The 16025-nt window shown below is 41.3% G+C and carries 15 protein-coding genes; 10 read left to right on the top strand and 5 right to left on the bottom strand.

Translation table 11 applies throughout. The features are described 5' to 3' along the window. Positions 1–60 precede the first annotated feature (60 nt). From AN390_RS19740 to srmB, 3 genes are all read right to left on the bottom strand, one after another. Positions 61–237, bottom strand: a complete 177-nt coding sequence (locus AN390_RS19740; RefSeq protein ID WP_157686047.1) for a hypothetical protein — start codon at positions 235–237, stop codon at positions 61–63. A 426-nt stretch (positions 238–663) separates the two neighbouring features. After that, positions 664–984 carry a BON domain-containing protein gene (locus AN390_RS12495; RefSeq protein ID WP_004587996.1) on the bottom strand — a complete coding sequence of 107 codons (321 nt, stop codon included), beginning with the start codon at positions 982–984 and terminating at the stop codon, positions 664–666. A 229-nt stretch (positions 985–1213) separates the two neighbouring features. Then, on the bottom strand, positions 1214–2443 hold the full coding sequence (srmB, locus tag AN390_RS12490) for an ATP-dependent RNA helicase SrmB (RefSeq protein WP_055016341.1): 1230 nt from the start codon (positions 2441–2443) through the stop codon (positions 1214–1216). Positions 2444–2519: 76 nt separating this feature from the next. On the opposite strand from srmB, the gene AN390_RS12485 reads away from it, so the two are divergent. From AN390_RS12485 to AN390_RS12475, 3 genes are all read left to right on the top strand, one after another. Further along, the gene (locus AN390_RS12485) at positions 2520–3218 is read left to right on the top strand and encodes a tRNA1(Val) (adenine(37)-N6)-methyltransferase (protein ID WP_055254844.1); all 699 of its coding nucleotides are present in this window, start codon (positions 2520–2522) and stop codon (positions 3216–3218) included. A gap of 155 nt (positions 3219–3373) precedes the next feature. Further along, on the top strand, positions 3374–5380 hold the full coding sequence (locus tag AN390_RS12480) for an alpha-amylase family protein (protein ID WP_055254843.1): 2007 nt from the start codon (positions 3374–3376) through the stop codon (positions 5378–5380). A gap of 179 nt (positions 5381–5559) precedes the next feature. Beyond that, positions 5560–6006 (top strand): DUF2147 domain-containing protein, encoded by a 447-nt coding sequence (locus tag AN390_RS12475; protein WP_055254841.1) that lies wholly within the window; start codon positions 5560–5562, stop codon positions 6004–6006. 2 nt (positions 6007–6008) lie between these two features. On the opposite strand, the gene AN390_RS12470 is transcribed toward AN390_RS12475, so the two are convergent. Then, a complete protein-coding gene (locus AN390_RS12470) occupies positions 6009–6923 on the bottom strand; it encodes a LysR substrate-binding domain-containing protein (protein WP_055254839.1) in 915 nt (304 codons plus the stop codon). A gap of 192 nt (positions 6924–7115) precedes the next feature. Here AN390_RS12470 and AN390_RS12465 point away from each other — a divergent pair, with 192 nt between their 5' ends. Next, a complete protein-coding gene (locus tag AN390_RS12465; RefSeq protein WP_055254837.1) occupies positions 7116–8063 on the top strand; it encodes a DMT family transporter in 948 nt (315 codons plus the stop codon). A gap of 34 nt (positions 8064–8097) precedes the next feature. On the opposite strand, the gene fldB is transcribed toward AN390_RS12465, so the two are convergent. Then, positions 8098–8619 (bottom strand): flavodoxin FldB, encoded by a 522-nt coding sequence (gene fldB / locus AN390_RS12460; protein ID WP_004588002.1) that lies wholly within the window; start codon positions 8617–8619, stop codon positions 8098–8100. Positions 8620–8725: 106 nt separating this feature from the next. Here fldB and xerD point away from each other — a divergent pair, with 106 nt between their 5' ends. From xerD to AN390_RS12430, 6 genes are all read left to right on the top strand, one after another. After that, positions 8726–9652 carry a site-specific tyrosine recombinase XerD gene (gene xerD / locus AN390_RS12455; RefSeq protein WP_055254835.1) on the top strand — a complete coding sequence of 309 codons (927 nt, stop codon included), beginning with the start codon at positions 8726–8728 and terminating at the stop codon, positions 9650–9652. Between the two features lie 60 nt (positions 9653–9712). After that, positions 9713–10441: a bifunctional protein-disulfide isomerase/oxidoreductase DsbC gene (gene dsbC, locus AN390_RS12450; protein ID WP_054983743.1), complete on the top strand. Its 729-nt coding sequence runs from the start codon at positions 9713–9715 to the stop codon at positions 10439–10441. Positions 10442–10743: 302 nt separating this feature from the next. After that, positions 10744–12465 carry a single-stranded-DNA-specific exonuclease RecJ gene (gene recJ / locus AN390_RS12445; RefSeq protein WP_055254968.1) on the top strand — a complete coding sequence of 574 codons (1722 nt, stop codon included), beginning with the start codon at positions 10744–10746 and terminating at the stop codon, positions 12463–12465. A 144-nt stretch (positions 12466–12609) separates the two neighbouring features. Continuing rightward, positions 12610–13708, top strand: a protein-coding gene (gene prfB, locus AN390_RS12440; RefSeq protein WP_096041210.1) for a peptide chain release factor 2 whose coding sequence is annotated in 2 segments (ribosomal slippage) — positions 12610–12684 and positions 12686–13708 — 1098 coding nt in all. Because the reading frame shifts where the segments join, the coding sequence is not laid out codon by codon here. Between the two features lie 26 nt (positions 13709–13734). Continuing rightward, complete coding sequence (lysS, locus tag AN390_RS12435) at positions 13735–15270, top strand: lysine--tRNA ligase (protein WP_004588007.1); 1536 nt, start codon at positions 13735–13737, stop codon at positions 15268–15270. Positions 15271–15666: 396 nt separating this feature from the next. Then, the gene (locus tag AN390_RS12430; protein ID WP_024031585.1) at positions 15667–15849 is read left to right on the top strand and encodes a hypothetical protein; all 183 of its coding nucleotides are present in this window, start codon (positions 15667–15669) and stop codon (positions 15847–15849) included. Positions 15850–16025 lie beyond the last annotated feature (176 nt).

The raw sequence follows: 16025 nt of genomic DNA, 5'->3' as shown, positions 1-16025 counted from the left end.
ATTTAACTATACTTTTAATAAATTTATTTTAAATTAATACTTATGTGTTTTTCCCTGTCATCAAGTTTTTGCAACTTTAGCAGGGCAATCTGGAATAGTGCAGCTATCTAACTCTATTACCTTGTCGCCTACTTTTAATTCTGCCAGATCAGCAACAGAATCTGCATAGACTTTTATAATATCTATTTCACTAATTTCTGGGCTAAAAAAAGCCGGATACAGACACATCTGCAGCAAAGCCAAAAGTACCTTCCTCTGCATGGCCAATAAGAGGGATTAGCAGTAGTAAATAAATCGTTTCATGTATTAGCTTCCTTGTGTAAGTGATGGGGCATTTGCATGCGTTAAGCCATATATTATTAACTGCTATTCATGGTGAGGTTGATTAGCAAACACTTGTAGGTTGCCAACGGTATTAAAAATGCGCTGATTAGATGAACTTTACAGCCTTGTTATAGCATTCTTTTATCAAAGCTGTAGTAAGTCACTAATTTAAAAGAGTGGGAAAGGGCGGCTAAGTGTTTGCTCTATTTTTAATAGGGGAGCTAAAGCTAGAAGTTTAGATACTAAAGTGTGCTGTTAAGCATAAAAAAGCGCGGCTTGTGTTGGAGAAACAAGCCACGCAGAGGAATAAGTTATATAAACAAAAATTGTAATGCGGTATCAGATAACACTAATTTTATTACGGATAATTTTAACGCCATCCATATTTTCTAAAAACTTTTGCGCAAGTGCACGCTGAAAACCTGTTTGCGCTTCACCGTATAGGTCAACTTCACCGTCTTCAACCTGCACGCGAATATCGCTTAATGCTAAGTTTGGGTTAGTGCGTAACGTATTGGTGATTGTTTGTTGTAAGTTAGGTTGAGTAGCCACACTGCTTACTACGGCTAAGTTAGTTGCTGCACTTACTTTTGTAGCGCAAGCTAATAAAAATAAACAACAAAATGATACTAAAGCGATAGTTAACTTAAAGCGGTTCATAACTTCATCCTTACATTACGGTTAATCGTGCAGCTATTCTTAGCTGAGTTACTTTCTCAGTTACAATTTCGATGCCAGTTTTAATTTGTTGAAATATAAGGTTATTTTATTAAGTGGGAATTCAGGTGGGCAATAATTACATTTTAATGGGAATGAGTTACATGCTTGGGTTACATTTGTAACGGGTACAAAAAAGCCGGCAACTGCCGGCTTGTTTATTTATGGTGTGCTATTTCTTTTTATTTTTAGCTTTGGCTTTTTTCTTAGCTTTCATTTTTACCGGATCTTTACGCTTTTTAGCGGGTGGCTTAGCTTCTTTATGCTGTGGCTCAAGCCCTTTAATTATACGGCGCTTAAGCTTTTGCTCTGTGTATCGCTCAACCTTGTATAAAATGCCAATGTCGTGCGCTTCAACTAATGATATAGCAATCCCTTTTTTACCTGCACGGCCAGTACGGCCAATACGGTGTACATAGACATCGGCAGTGCGCGGCATATCAAAGTTAATTACGTGGCTAATGTCAGAAACATCAATACCGCGGGCCGCAACATCGGTTGCTATTAATATGCGCGTTTTACCACTGTGGAAATTTTCCATCGCTTTCATGCGCTTATCTTGCGGCATTTCGCCACGCAGCCACGCGGCTTTTACGCCATTGTTAGTTAGCTCACCAATTAGCGTTTCTAGGCGCTCACGGGTTTTTACAAACACAATGGCTTTACTTACATCTGGGCCGTTTAAGGTATTAACCAACAGCTCAAGCTTGTGGTGGTAGTCATCAGCAAGGTGAACCCATTGATGAATTTTTGCTTTTTCTTTGCGTGACGATTCGGCTTCAAGTAAAGCTGGGTCGTTTAAAATACGCTCTGCAAATAACTCAACGCTATCGCCTTCTAACGTCGCAGAGAATAAAAAGCACTGACGACGGTTTTTAGCTTCGTCACATATGCGCAGCATTTCTTTTCTAAAGCCCATGTCTAACATGCGGTCGGCTTCATCAAGAATAAGCATTTCTACGTTTTCAGCATGGAAATTTTCGGTTTCAAGGTATTCCATTAAACGCCCTGGTGTGGCGATTAAAATATCGTTATTGTTTTCAAAAATTTCTTTATGGGTGCCGTAGTTTATACCACCTGTTACTACACCAATTTTAAGGTGAGTGCCTTTAGCAAGCAGTTCACATTGCTCATGAATTTGATAAGCCAGTTCACGGGTTGGGGTCATTATTAACACACGTGCAAAACCTGGGTCGCGACGCGGAAAATCCATTAAGTATTGAATAGCCGGAATTAAAAATGCCGCCGTTTTACCTGTGCCAGTAGGTGCTGATGCTAAAATATCGCGACCTTGCAGCGCTTCAGGAATAGCTTGTTGTTGAATGCTGGTTGGTGTCTCGTAGCCCATTTTATCAATGGCGTTGAGTAGTTTAGTATCAAGATCAAATTCAGAAAATTGCATAGAGTGTCTAAAATAAGGGACAATTACCTGCAATTATACGCGCTATACGCCAGTTGGTGAATGAAAAGGTGAAAAAATGTCAGGGTTTACGTTTAAACAATTTAAGGTTGAGCACGATAGCTGTGCTATGAAGGTCTCAACCGATGGCATTTTACTTGGCGCATGGACGTATTTAAAAGGTGCCAATACATTACTCGATATAGGCACAGGCACCGGTTTACTTGCGCTTATGTGTAAACAGCGCCAACCAGCACTTAGCATAACCGCTGTTGAAATTGATGAAGCTGCTTACAAGCAAGCGCAGCAAAATATAGCCTCTAGCCCGTGGCCAAATATCACAGTAAAGCACACCACTATACAAGCGTTTAAACAGGCGGCGCCATTTGATGTTGTGATTTCTAACCCCCCTTATTTTAACCGTAGTTTAAAAGGGCTAAGCGATGCCCGTAACACCGCACGCCATACCGATGGTTTAAGTTTTGACGAACTAATACATGCCTATATGCGTTTAAGTCATGAGCATTCGTGCTTTAACGTAATTTTACCCACCACAGAGGCGGGCTTATTCGTTGAATTGGCAAAACAAAGCGGGCTTTATTTAAACGCGCATTGCCAAGTAAAAACCACACCAAGTAAAGCATTTAGCCGCAGTTTGATGCGCTTTAGCTTAATCAACACTTTGCCTGAGCTTACCTCCCTATGCATAAAAGATGAAAAAAACCGCTACAGCGATGATTATATTGCGTTATGTAAAGCGTTTTACTTGAAAATGTAATTTTTAAGGCAGGTAATTATCTAGTAATAAAGGATAGTTTACCCATTATGCATACGTATTCAGTTTTTATTTGAGCAACTCTCAAACTAGTGTTAACCACTTGTAAATAACGTCGAGTATGTTGTTTAACTCGCCCAACACTGGAAACACACACTATGAAACTGAATAAAATGATCACCACTGCAGGTTTTAGCTTAGGTTTAACCTTACCAAGTTTAGTATCGGCTGCACCTACAACATTTGTGCATTTATTTGAATGGAATTGGCAAGATGTAGCCCAAGAATGTGAGCAGTTTTTAGGACCAAAAGGGTATGCTGCGGTACAGGTGTCTCCGCCTAACGAGCATATTACAGGTAGCCAATGGTGGACTCGCTATCAACCTGTGAGCTACCAACTACAAAGCCGAGGCGGTAACCGTTCGCAATTTATAGATATGGTTAATCGCTGTAACGCCGCAGGCGTCGATATATATGTTGATACATTAATAAACCATATGGCGGCCGGCAGTGGTACGGGCACTGCTGGTAACACTTTTGGTAATAAACAATACCCTATTTATAGCCCACAAGATTTTCACGAAAGTTGCTCTATTAACCCAGAAGATTACGGTAATAACCGTTATCGCGTGCAAAACTGTGAGCTAGTAGGGCTGGCCGATTTAAACACTTCTTCAAATTATGTGCAAAATACATTAGCGGCATATATTAATGACCTTCAAGCTATGGGTGTTAAAGGTTTTAGGTTTGATGCTGCTAAGCATGTTGCTGCAAGTGATATTCAAAGTTTAATGGCAAAAATAAATGGCTCGCCAGTGGTGTTTCATGAGGTGATAGATCAAGGTACTGAAGCGGTTGCAGCCTCAGAGTATTTAAGTACAGGGCTAGTTACCGAGTTTAAATACAGTACGCAGCTTGGTAATACCTTTAGAAATGGCTCGCTTGCATGGTTAAGTAATTTTGGTGAAGGCTGGGGCTTTATGCCAAGTTCATCAGCTGTGGTATTTGTAGATAACCACGACAATCAGCGCGGCCATGGTGGTGCGGGTAATGTAATTACCTTTGAAGATGGCCGTTTATACGACCTAGCCAACGTATTTATGTTGGCATACCCGTATGGGTATCCAAAAGTAATGTCGAGTTATGATTTTCACGGCGATACAGATGCGGGTGGGCCAAGTGTACCGGTGCACAATAATGGTAATTTAGAATGTTTTGCAAGTAACTGGAAGTGCGAGCATCGCTGGTCTTATATTGCGGGTGGTGTCGATTTTAGAAATAACACAGCAGATAACTGGGTAGTAACAAATTGGTGGGATAACACCCATAACCAGATTGCATTTGGACGTGGTAGCTCTGGTCATATGGCAATTAATAAAGAAGACTCAACGCTTAATACAACAATTCAAACAGATATGGCGCCTGGACAGTACTGTAATGTGTTAAAAGGCGAGCTTTTGGGTAATGCTACTAGTTGTAGCGGTGAAGTAATAACAGTTAATAGCAACGGCACCATCAATTTAAATGTAGCGCCATGGGATGCAATAGCAATTCATAAAAATGCTAAATTAACTCAAGGAACAGTGCCTAATAATAGCGACTGGCAAAGAACCGTTATTTTTATTAATGCTCAAACACAAAGCGGACAAGACATGTTTGTACGCGGTGGTATAGATCACAACTATGCAAATACAAACCTTGCTAGAAACTGCCAAACAACAAATGTTGAATGTGCTATGCCAATTCGCCATAACAATCTAAAAAACAACACCACAACACCTTGGAAAGCAAACGATAACTACCTAGATTGGTATGGAATTGAACAAGGCCAAAACAGTGAAGCGCAAGGTACTGCCATGGATTGGACTACAAATATTTGGCCAAGTGAATATGGCGCCCAAAAATCGGTAACAGTAGATGGCTTTGGTGTTACACCCCTTAATATATGGGGCGAACACTATTGGATGCTGGATGTTGATATGGATTGCAGTAAAGCTGTTAACGGATGGTTTGAATTAAAAGCATTTATAAAAAATGGCCAAGAGTGGGAAGGCGATATAAGCCAAGCAAATACCCCCTATACAAGTACTAACCATATGGCACAGTGTGGAAAAATTAATATGTTTGAATTTAACAGCTCAAATGTGGAGATACGTGACTTTTAAATACGTACTTTAAAACGCGTACGTTAAAAAACTATCAGCCAATTTAAAAACCAAGTGGGTTAACGCGCACTTGGTTTTTTACTTTTATATGTACCTAAATAGCAGTTTAATTTAATAGTGCGTTTATAAATCAGCTGGTATTATCGTTTTATTCGCCATTTTTTAATTTAGGCAACACAATGAAAAAGTTAAACAAATTACCGTTACTAACTACACTCGCTGCGGCTTTATTTATAAGCCAAGGTGCGCTTGCAAACATGACTCCTGTTGGGCTTTGGAAAACCATAGATGAAGACACCAACGAGGCTAAATCGTACGTACGCATTACTCAAAATGATAAGGTGCTCAGTGGTAAAGTTGAGACTATTTTAGACCCAGCTAAACAAACCGGTATTTGTAAAGAGTGTGATGGGGCATTAAAAAATCAGCCTATTTTAGGAATGACCATAATCACTGATGTAAAACCAGAAGATGATGGCGTGTGGGGCGATGGTGAAATACTTGACCCTACAAATGGTAAAACTTATACCGTGCAACTAACGCCACAAAACGACGGTAAAACATTGGAAGTACGTGGCTATATAGGCTTTTTTTACCGTAACCAATATTGGCAACGTGTGGAGTAGCACTACTCGTTTGCTGTTTTTAAAAACTCGCGTTTAAGCCATGCTCGTAATGCGCTCACCTGTGGGTGATTAAGCATGGCGTGGCTCGTTGCAAAATAAAACTGCTGATGCGGATTTACAATGCTTTGGCCAATTTGCGTGAGCATGCCGTGCTTTATATCGTCGCGTACAAATTGTTTGTGGGTGACCAAAACGCCAAGCTGGCGCATCGCGGCTTGCGTTGCTTGCACTGAAATATTAAAGGTTAAATTATTATGCTGCTTAGGCTGCGCTAAATTATTAGCCTCGCACCACGTTTGCCAATCGTTTTGCCTACGTGGGTTGGTAACGTAGATTGCTTTAAAACGCTGCAGCAAATTTTGCGCGGTTAACTCATCTTTATTTAAGCCAACTAAAAGCTGTGGGTTACAGACTAAAATTAACTGATCGTCGGCTAGTTTTTCACAGTGATATTTTTGCCACTTATCGGGCTGGCCATGAATAATCGCTGCATCAATCCCTTCGCGCTCTAAATCAAATTCTCCCACCAAGTTAGAAATACGAATGTCACTGTTTGGCGAAATTCGCTGAAAATCAGCCACCCTTGGGATCCACCAGTGCAGAGCTAGCGAGTTAACCATATTGAGTGTTAAATAAGTTGGCTCATTCGCTGTGTTACTAGCCTCTTGGCTGGCTGCTAAAATTTCAGCCATGGCCGGGGCTATGCGTTTGTAATAGCGCTCACCCACAGGGTTGAGCTCAACGCGGCGACCAATGCGATTAAAAAGCGGTGTATTAAGTTGTAACTCTAACGCTTTAATAGACTGACTTACCGCCGAGTGACTAATATTTAGCTGCTCAGCTGCGAGCACCATGCTGCCAGTTTCGGCAACAGCTATAAACGTATAGAGAGATTTTAACGGCGCTGATTTGATCATAGGTTATTTATTAACAGTTAAGTTTTACTTACAGGTTAGTTTAATATTATTCGCTTTTAAATTTATAAAGTACACGTAAAATTAGCGCCATAAAAGCCAATGCCAATTTTTTGAAAAATAATAAATAGATTAAAAAAATTAAGCCTTTAATTTTGCTTTTTACATTCATTTTTTATTCAAAGGATAACTGCGGTGACGTTAAATTTTCGTGCTAGTGTGTTTATGCTGCTCTCTACATTTACCTTGGCGTTAAATAGCTTTATAGCCAAGTTACTTACCGATTACTTTAGCACCAGCGAAGTGGTTTTTTTACGGGTGTTTTTACCCGCGATTATTATGCTGGCATTGGCGGCAGGTATTAAATGGCAGCTACCTAATAAATCAGCATGGCGAACCTTTGCTATTCGCGCAATTTTTATAGTGCTGTGCCAAAACTGCTTTTTAGTGGCGCTAAATACTTTAACGCTGGTGGAAGCGGTTATTTTATTTAGCACTGGGCCATTATTTATACCGCTAATAGAACGGGTGCTTTTTAAAACTAAATTAAATTGGTTATTGTTACCTACAATGGCGCTGATGTTTGCGGGTGTGATTATTCAAAATATTCATAGCGACGGCATACAATGGCGCTGGAGCTTATTAATTGGCTTAGGGGCTGGGATTTTTAATGCCTGCTCGCAAATCACCTTGTTTCGAGCCAGTAAAATTAAGCTTCCGATGATGGTTATTAACGGTTGGAGTTTTACACTGGCTGCTATTTTTATGGTGCCAGTGTTAATGTTTACCAGCGAAGGTGAGCGCTTTTACCAAGGTTTTGCAATCGATATAAGCAATTACAGTTTATTACTGATGGTGGCATTAATTGGGTTTTCGACCGCTGCAACGCAGTTTTTTAGAGGAAAGGCGTACCGATTAGCCAGTTCTAACTCGCAGTTAGCACCACTTATTTATTCTAACTTATTATTTGCGTTGTTATTTCAGCTAATTTTTTACGATACAACATTAAGTTTATCGCAAGTAATAGGCTCAGCGCTTATTGTACTGGCATGTATTATTAATACCTTTGCGCCTAATTGGCTATTGCAAAGGAAAGCAAAAATACGTGAAAAAAAGTGCGCTAAAAAACTTAGTTATTTGTAATGCGTTGGCCTAAACATGGTTTAGGCCAAACTCGTTATAGCGTTTCGCTATACTCTGTCATTATTTGTTCAACCCAACTGGCTATGCGCTCATCGCTTAGCTCGTATTGGCTGTCTTCATCAAGCGCTAGGCCAACAAAATGTTTGCCATCGGGGGTAAGTGCTTTTGACGCTTCAAACTCGTAGTTTTCATCGTTTGGCCAAAAACCAAGTTGCGTAAACGACTGGGTATTTATTTCATCGTGAAGCATACCAAGGGCGTCTTGAAACCATTGTCCGTAACCTTGTTGGTCGCCCATGCCAAATAAAGCAATGGTTTTACCATTTAGGTTTACATCTTTAATGTCGTCCCACTTAGACTCCCAGTCTTCTTGTATTTCTCCAAAATCCCATGTTGAAATACCAAAGATGATAAAGTCGTACTGCTCTGCATTTTTAAGTGGTTCGTCTTTAATATTGTGTAAGGTCACTACATCGGCGCCAATAAGGTCGCGAATTTTTTCTGCTGCCATCTCTGTGTAGCATGTAGTAGAGCCAAAAAATAAACCAATCTGCATCGTATTTATCACTGTGTAATTGCCTGTTATGATAGGGCGCAGTTTACCGTAAGGTATTTTTAATTGATACCTTCTACCGTGGGTATTACCAACATGAGATCACAACGTGACAACGCTACCTGACGATTTACCTGAACCAAATACCGAGCTAAACAGCAACAGCGACTTTTTAGAAACCTTTTTAGATAGCTTGTACTTAGAGCAAGGTGTAAGCGAAAACACCCTTAGCGCGTATCGCAGTGACCTAGATAAGTTTTGTCAGTTTTTAAAAGGCGAAAGCTTAATGACGGTAACCAGCTTAGATATAGAAAGCTACCTAGCGTATCGCGTAGATTTAGGGTTGAAACCACGTAGCACGGCACGCAGCATAAGTGCGTTAAAGCGGTTTTATCAGTATTTTGTACGTGAAAAACGTATCGCAAGCTCACCGCTTGAAAACATTGCGCAACCAAAAGCGGGTCAATCGTTACCTAAAACGCTCTCAGAAGCCGAGGTAGAGGCATTATTAAGTGCGCCCAATATTGAAGAACCAATGGGGCTGCGCGATAAAGCCATGCTAGAGCTACTTTATGCTACGGGCTTGCGTGTAACCGAGCTTGTAGGGCTGCGTATGGAGCAAATTAACTTGCGCCAGTCGGTTGTGTTTGTAAAAGGTAAGGGCAACAAAGAGCGCTTAGTACCTTTAGGCGAAGAAGCCATGTACTGGCTTGAGCAGTTTTTAAAAGGGGGGCGTGCACAAATGATAAAACACGCCACCGATTTTGTGTTTCCTTCAAAACGCGGTGTAGGTATGACCCGACAAACCTTTTGGCATCGTATTAAACACTATGCTATTTTGGCGTCTATTGAGTCAGATTTATCGCCGCATACATTGCGTCATGCCTTTGCAACACATTTACTTAATCATGGTGCCGACTTAAGAGTGGTGCAGATGATGTTAGGGCACAGCGACTTATCGACTACACAAATTTATACCCATGTTGCCAATGAGCGATTAAAATCGGTACACTCAGAGCATCATCCGCGCGCGTAATATGAAATTTAATATCAGCTTAGCGGTCAATTTAGTACGTATTATTAGATAGAGAAAATTATGAAAAAATTAATGTTAGCAGGTGCAATGTTGTGCACAAGTATTAGTGCATTTGCAAATGGCGTAGCCACAACGCCAGATGCTAATGATCCTATTGTTACTAAATTTGCCACGTTAGGTGTAACAGTTAAGCAAATAAACCCAAGCCCCGTTGCCGGTTTAAAAGAGCTTATTACAAATAAAGGTGTACTTTACGCCAGCCCAGACGGCCAGTTTTTAATGCAAGGCACGCTAATTGATTTAAACAACCGCAGCAACTTAACCGAGCAAGCGTTAAATGGTGTCCGTGTTGAAGGTATTAAAGAATACCAAGATTCAATGATTGTTTATAAAGCGCCTAACGAAAAACACCAAATTACGGTATTTACCGATATTAGTTGTGGCTATTGTCGTAAATTACACCGCGAACTAGACGACTTGCTTGATGCAGGCATTACTGTTCGTTATTTAGCATTTCCGCGTGGTGGACTGCAAGGTTCGGGCTACGCCGATTTAATGAACGTATGGTGTGCACGCGACCAACAAGAAGCACTAACAGAAGCTAAATCAGGCGAAGACACAACAGTTGTTGCCGGTTGTAGCGCACCAGTAGCTGAGCATTACCAGCTAGGCCAAAGTTTTGGTATTAGCGGTACGCCAGCCATTATTTTAGAAGACGGTACAATGATCCCTGGCTACCAGCCAGCCGCCGCATTAAGTGCAGCGCTTGAGGCGAACAAAGCAGGTTAATTAAAAATCTGAATAACTGTTTAATACCAATCCGCGATAATACTTAATCATTTTGCGGGGCTAAACGTGTTGCTACCGGCGTTAAAAAAACTTATTTATGACTGCATGGATGCAGAAAGTAGAGCAATGCAGGAGCTATTGCCGAGAACAACTAAATAGCGAATTTATTGCCTAGCTATCAACACGTTTTTTCAGCCTCAAAATAGATCACTTAATTAAGCGAATTGGTTTAAAAAGGCCTTTATGGCCTTTATGGCCTTTTTTTGTCTTTTTATTATGAACACCATAAGTTAAAAACCAGCATGAAAAAACTGATCATTGCGCGCGAAAATGTAGACGATTCTTACCTGCCAAGCGATCTGCACCCTGTTATTAAGCAAATTTATGCCACGCGTAACGTGCAAAATGCACACGAGCTAAATAATAGTGCAGCCACGCTAATCGACTTTAAACTGTTTAAAGACATCGACAAAGCCACCGAGCTATTAATTGATGCGCTGAATGCGCAAAGCCGCATTTTAATTGTTGGCGACTTCGATGCCGATGGCGCAACCAGTACAGCCACCTTAATGCAAGGCTTGGCAATGTTTGGCTTTAATAACTTAGACTACCTTGTACCGGATAGGTTTAGCTTAGGCTATGGTTTAAGCCCAGCGCTTGCTGAGCAAATTGTTGATATAAAACCAGAGCTGGTTATTACGGTAGATAACGGTATTTCATGTATTGCAGGCATAGACATACTAAAAAAAGTGGGCATTAAAGTACTGGTTACTGATCACCACTTGCAAGGGGAGCAGCTCCCTAATGCCGATGCAATTGTTAACCCAAATCGCCATGATTGCCGTTTTCCTTCAAAATCAATTGCGGGTGTCGGCGTTGCCTTTTACTTGCTTATAGCTCTTAGAAGCACGTTACGAGAGCAAGGTTATTTTGAACGCCATGCTATGCCAAATTTAGCCGACTTGCTTGATATAGTTGCCCTAGGCACCGTGGCCGATGTAGTCGCGCTTGATGCAAATAACCGCACTTTAGTATACCAAGGGTTGGCGCGTATTCGCAGCGGTAAAACACGCCCAGGTATTACTGCGCTTATCGAAGTGGCTAATCGTAATGCCGCGCGTTTAAGCGCCAGTGACTTTGGTTTTTCGTTGGCCCCGCGTTTAAACGCAGCAGGGAGACTAGATGACATGAGTTTGGGTATAGCGTGCTTATTAAGTACCGATATAAACCAAGCAAGGCGGATTGCCAGCGAGTTAGATAGCTTAAACCATGCACGGCGCGAAATAGAGCAGGGCATGCAAGCCGAGGCGCAAGCTGTGCTAGATAGGCTTGCGTTTAGTGACGACAACATTCCCGATGCCATTTGTTTATACCAAGAAGATTGGCACCAAGGTGTTATTGGTATTTTGGCGGGTCGCTTAAAAGAAAAATACCACCGCCCAACCGTTATTTTTGCCGGTGGCGAAAACGGTGAAATAAAAGGCTCGTGCCGCTCTATTGAAGGGCTGCACATGCGCGATTTACTCGAAGGGCTAAATACCGCCGACCCGCACTTAATTAATAAATTTGGCGGCCATGCCATGGCGGCAGGGCTAAGTATTGATGAGCAAAATTTTAATGACTTTAAAAACGCGTTTGATGCAGCTGTAAGCGCGCAGTTAAGCGAAGAAAGTAAACGCTGCATTGTGTTTACCGATGGCGAGCTGCCAAACGAGTGCTTTACAATGGACTTTGCTCAGCTATTAAAGCAATCAGGCCCATGGGGGCAGCAATTTCCTGAGCCGGTATTTGAGCACACCTTTGAAGTTATCCAGCAGCGTATAGTAGGCGAAAAACACTTAAAGCTGGTGCTTAAACATCAATCTGGGCGCTTAGTTGACGCCATTGCATTTGGAATAGATGTAAAAGCATGGCCCGACACCGAGGCCCGTTATGTCAAAGTGGCTTATCAGCTCGACATAAACGAATTTAGAGGTAAGTTTAGCCTGCAATTAATTGTTCGCGAGCTTGAAAAAGTGCATTAAAAAATATGCACAATGCATGCATAAAAGGCTAATAAAGCGCGCGGTTTTTTGTTAAAATCGGGCGTTTTTATCTTTTGACGATAATTTATTGCGTTTAGTGCTAATTTTAGCGCGCAATAATCTAGCCATTTTGGAGTAATGTACATGTTTGAAGTGAATCCTGTGATTAATCAAATCAAGGAAATTCGCGAACGTACTGAACTGCTTCGGGGGTACCTTTGACTACGCTCACAAACAAGAGCGCCTAGAAGAAGTAAACGCCGAACTTGAAGATTCAGCCGTATGGAATGAACCTGAGCGCGCACAAGCACTTGGTCGTGAAAAATCAGCCTTAGAAGCCGTTGTTGAAACAATCGACAACTTAGTAGCAGGTGCTGACGACGTAGAAGGTTTATTAGAGCTTGCAGTAGAAGCAGAAGACGAAGACACGTTTGTTGAAGCGCAAACTGAACTTGAAGGCTTAAATAAACAGCTTGAGGGTTTAGAGTTTCGCCGTATGTTTTCGGGCTCTCACGATGCAAACGATGCTTACCTTGATTTACAGTCTGGGTCTGGCGGTACTGAAGCACAAGACTGGTGTAACATGTTATTACGCATGTATTTACGCTGGGGCGAAGCGAAAGGCTTTAAAGTTGAGCTAGTAGAAGCAACCGATGGCGATGTAGCCGGTATTAAAGGTGCAACAGTGCGCTTTGTAGGCGAATACGCATATGGTTGGCTGCGCACAGAAACAGGTGTACACCGCTTAGTACGTAAAAGCCCATTTGATTCAAGTGGTCGTCGTCATACCTCGTTTGCCTCTGCGTTTGTTTACCCAGAAGTAGATGACAATATTGAAATTGATATTAATCCGGCTGACTTACGTATAGACGTTTACCGTGCATCGGGCGCGGGTGGTCAGCACGTTAATACCACCGAATCGGCAGTACGTATTACTCACGTACCTACCAACACGGTTGTTCAGTGTCAAAACGAGCGTTCACAACACAAAAATAAAGCCCAAGCAATGAAGCAGTTAAAAGCAAAATTATTTGAGCTTGAACTTCAGCAGCAAAATGCTGAAAAGCAATCGCAAGAAGACGCAAAGTCGGATATTGGCTGGGGAAGTCAAATTCGTTCTTACGTACTTGACGATGCACGTATTAAAGATTTACGAACTGGCGTTGAAAACCGTAATACGCAATCGGTACTTGACGGCAACCTAGACAAATTTATTGAAGCCAGCCTAAAATCTGGCCTATAACCACCAAGCTAAAAAAGAGCTAAAAAATGACTGATCAAATCCAAGACGAAAATAAGTTAATCGCTGAGCGTCGCGGCAAATTAGACGCTATTCGCGAAAATTGCCCAGCCAACGGTCATCCTAATCAGTTCCGTCGTGAACATTACACGGCTGATTTACAGGCTGAGTTTGGTGATAAGAGTAAAGAAGAATTAGTAGAGCTTAAGCACGTTGTATCAATTGCTGGCCGTATTTTAGCTAAGCGTGGTCCTTTTATGGCCATTCAAGACATGAAAGGCCGTGTACAAGCTTACGCATCTAAAGATGTGCAAAAAGACTTAAAAGCAAAATATGGCCAACTAGATATTGGCGATATTATTGGTGTTAAAGGTGCGCTTAATAAATCAGGTAAAGGCGATTTATACGTAGAAATGACCGAGTACGAACTACTTACTAAGTCACTACGCCCATTACCAGAGAAGTTTCATGGTTTATCAGATCAAGAAACCAAGTACCGTCAACGTTATGTTGATTTAATTACTAACGAAGCGACGCGCGAAACATTCCGCATTCGCTCACAAGTAGTTGAAGGTATTCGTCGCTTTTTAGCAGAGCGCGACTTTATGGAAGTAGAAACGCCAATGCTACAGGTTATTCCTGGCGGTGCGTCTGCGCGTCCATTTGTGACTCACCATAACGCACTTGATATAGACATGTACTTACGTATAGCGCCTGAGCTTTACCTTAAGCGTTTAGTAGTAGGTGGTTTTGACCGCGTATTTGAGATTAACCGTAACTTCCGTAACGAAGGGTTATCAACGCGTCACAACCCAGAATTCACTATGATTGAATTTTACCAAGCCTACGCTGATTACATCGACCTGATGAATATTACCGAAGACATGCTACGTACAGTTGCAACAAACGTTTTAGGTAGCCCAATTGTTGTTAATACCACTAAAGATGAAAACGGCGAAGTTATCGACTCAGTAGAGTACGACTTTGGCCAACCGTTTGAGCGCCTAAGCATGGCTGATGCTATCTTAAAATATAACCCTGAGTTTGATGCTGCGGTATTTAATGACCCAGAAAACCACTTTGAAGAATTAAAAGCGTACGCTAAACAAGTGCACGTTAAAATTCCTGAAAATTGTGTATGGGGCCCAGGTAAGTTTTTATGTGAAATATTTGAAGAGACGGCTGAGCATATGCTTATCCAACCTACATTTATTACAGGCTACCCGTGGGAAGTATCGCCGCTTGCGCGCCGTAACGACGAAAACCCATTTGTTACCGACCGCTTTGAGTTTTTTGTTGGCGGACGTGAGCTTGCAAATGGCTTCTCGGAGCTTAACGATGCGCAAGATCAAGCAGAGCGCTTTACTCGCCAAGTTGAAGAAAAAGACGCCGGCGATGATGAAGCAATGCATTACGATGAAGACTACATACGCGCACTAGAGTACGGCTTACCGCCTACTGCCGGTGAAGGTATTGGTATTGACCGCTTAGTAATGTTATTTACTGATTCACCAACCATTAAAGATGTTATTTTGTTCCCGCATATGCGCCCACAAGCTGACTAAGCTTTAACAAAATAAATGTGATAAACGCCGCTAAATTTTAGCGGCGTTTTTGTGTGAGTACAAAAATAAGCGCCAATGCAGGAAAAGTTGGAGAGTAAATTGCTTTATAAAAACAGACGAAAGAGAGGATAAGATTGTTCGCTTTTTAATTAATTAGTACTAAACTAAATTTTAAAGCTAGTTATTAGTACTTATTAATAGTTAATTCAGATTGGGTTATTTAATGTAGCCTTGTTTTAAATGACCTTAATAACAGTGCTATAACGTAATTTTATGACTGTTTTTTAAACATTATGTTGTATTTATGTAAAAAACTTAGCTAAAATACGCCAAAATTTTGAGCTGGGTTAAAATAGCACTCTAAATATGAATTCTCAAATGGACTTAGAATATAATATGAAAGACAACCGAGTTGAAGAATCGCCAGAAACTGACACCACAGAGCAAAAGCGACAAGCTTATTACCGAGCCTGTATTGCTGAGTTTCAGCAATTAGGTTACCAAGAGCAATATTTAGCGCAGCTCAAAGATGATTTAGTGCCTTTAATGGGCGTTAACCCACAAGACAAAAACATTTAAATCGTTTACTTTTCAAACCAATTATACAATTAAAGCTGACTTATGTGCGTTCTGTAACCAGATAGTCATTTTTGGCATAAAAGTGTTTGACATATTTTCTGAAATCTTTATTATACGCCCCACAAGACGGAGAGGTGTCCGAGTGGCCGAAGGAGCTCCCCTGCTAAGGGAGTATA

Origin of the sequence: Pseudoalteromonas sp. P1-11 (genome assembly GCF_001399995.1) — a bacterium.
Taxonomy (GTDB): Bacteria; Pseudomonadota; Gammaproteobacteria; order Enterobacterales; family Alteromonadaceae; genus Pseudoalteromonas; species Pseudoalteromonas atlantica.
The sequence above is the reverse complement of the archived record's forward strand: the minus strand, read 5'-3'. Positions and strand labels throughout refer to the sequence as shown.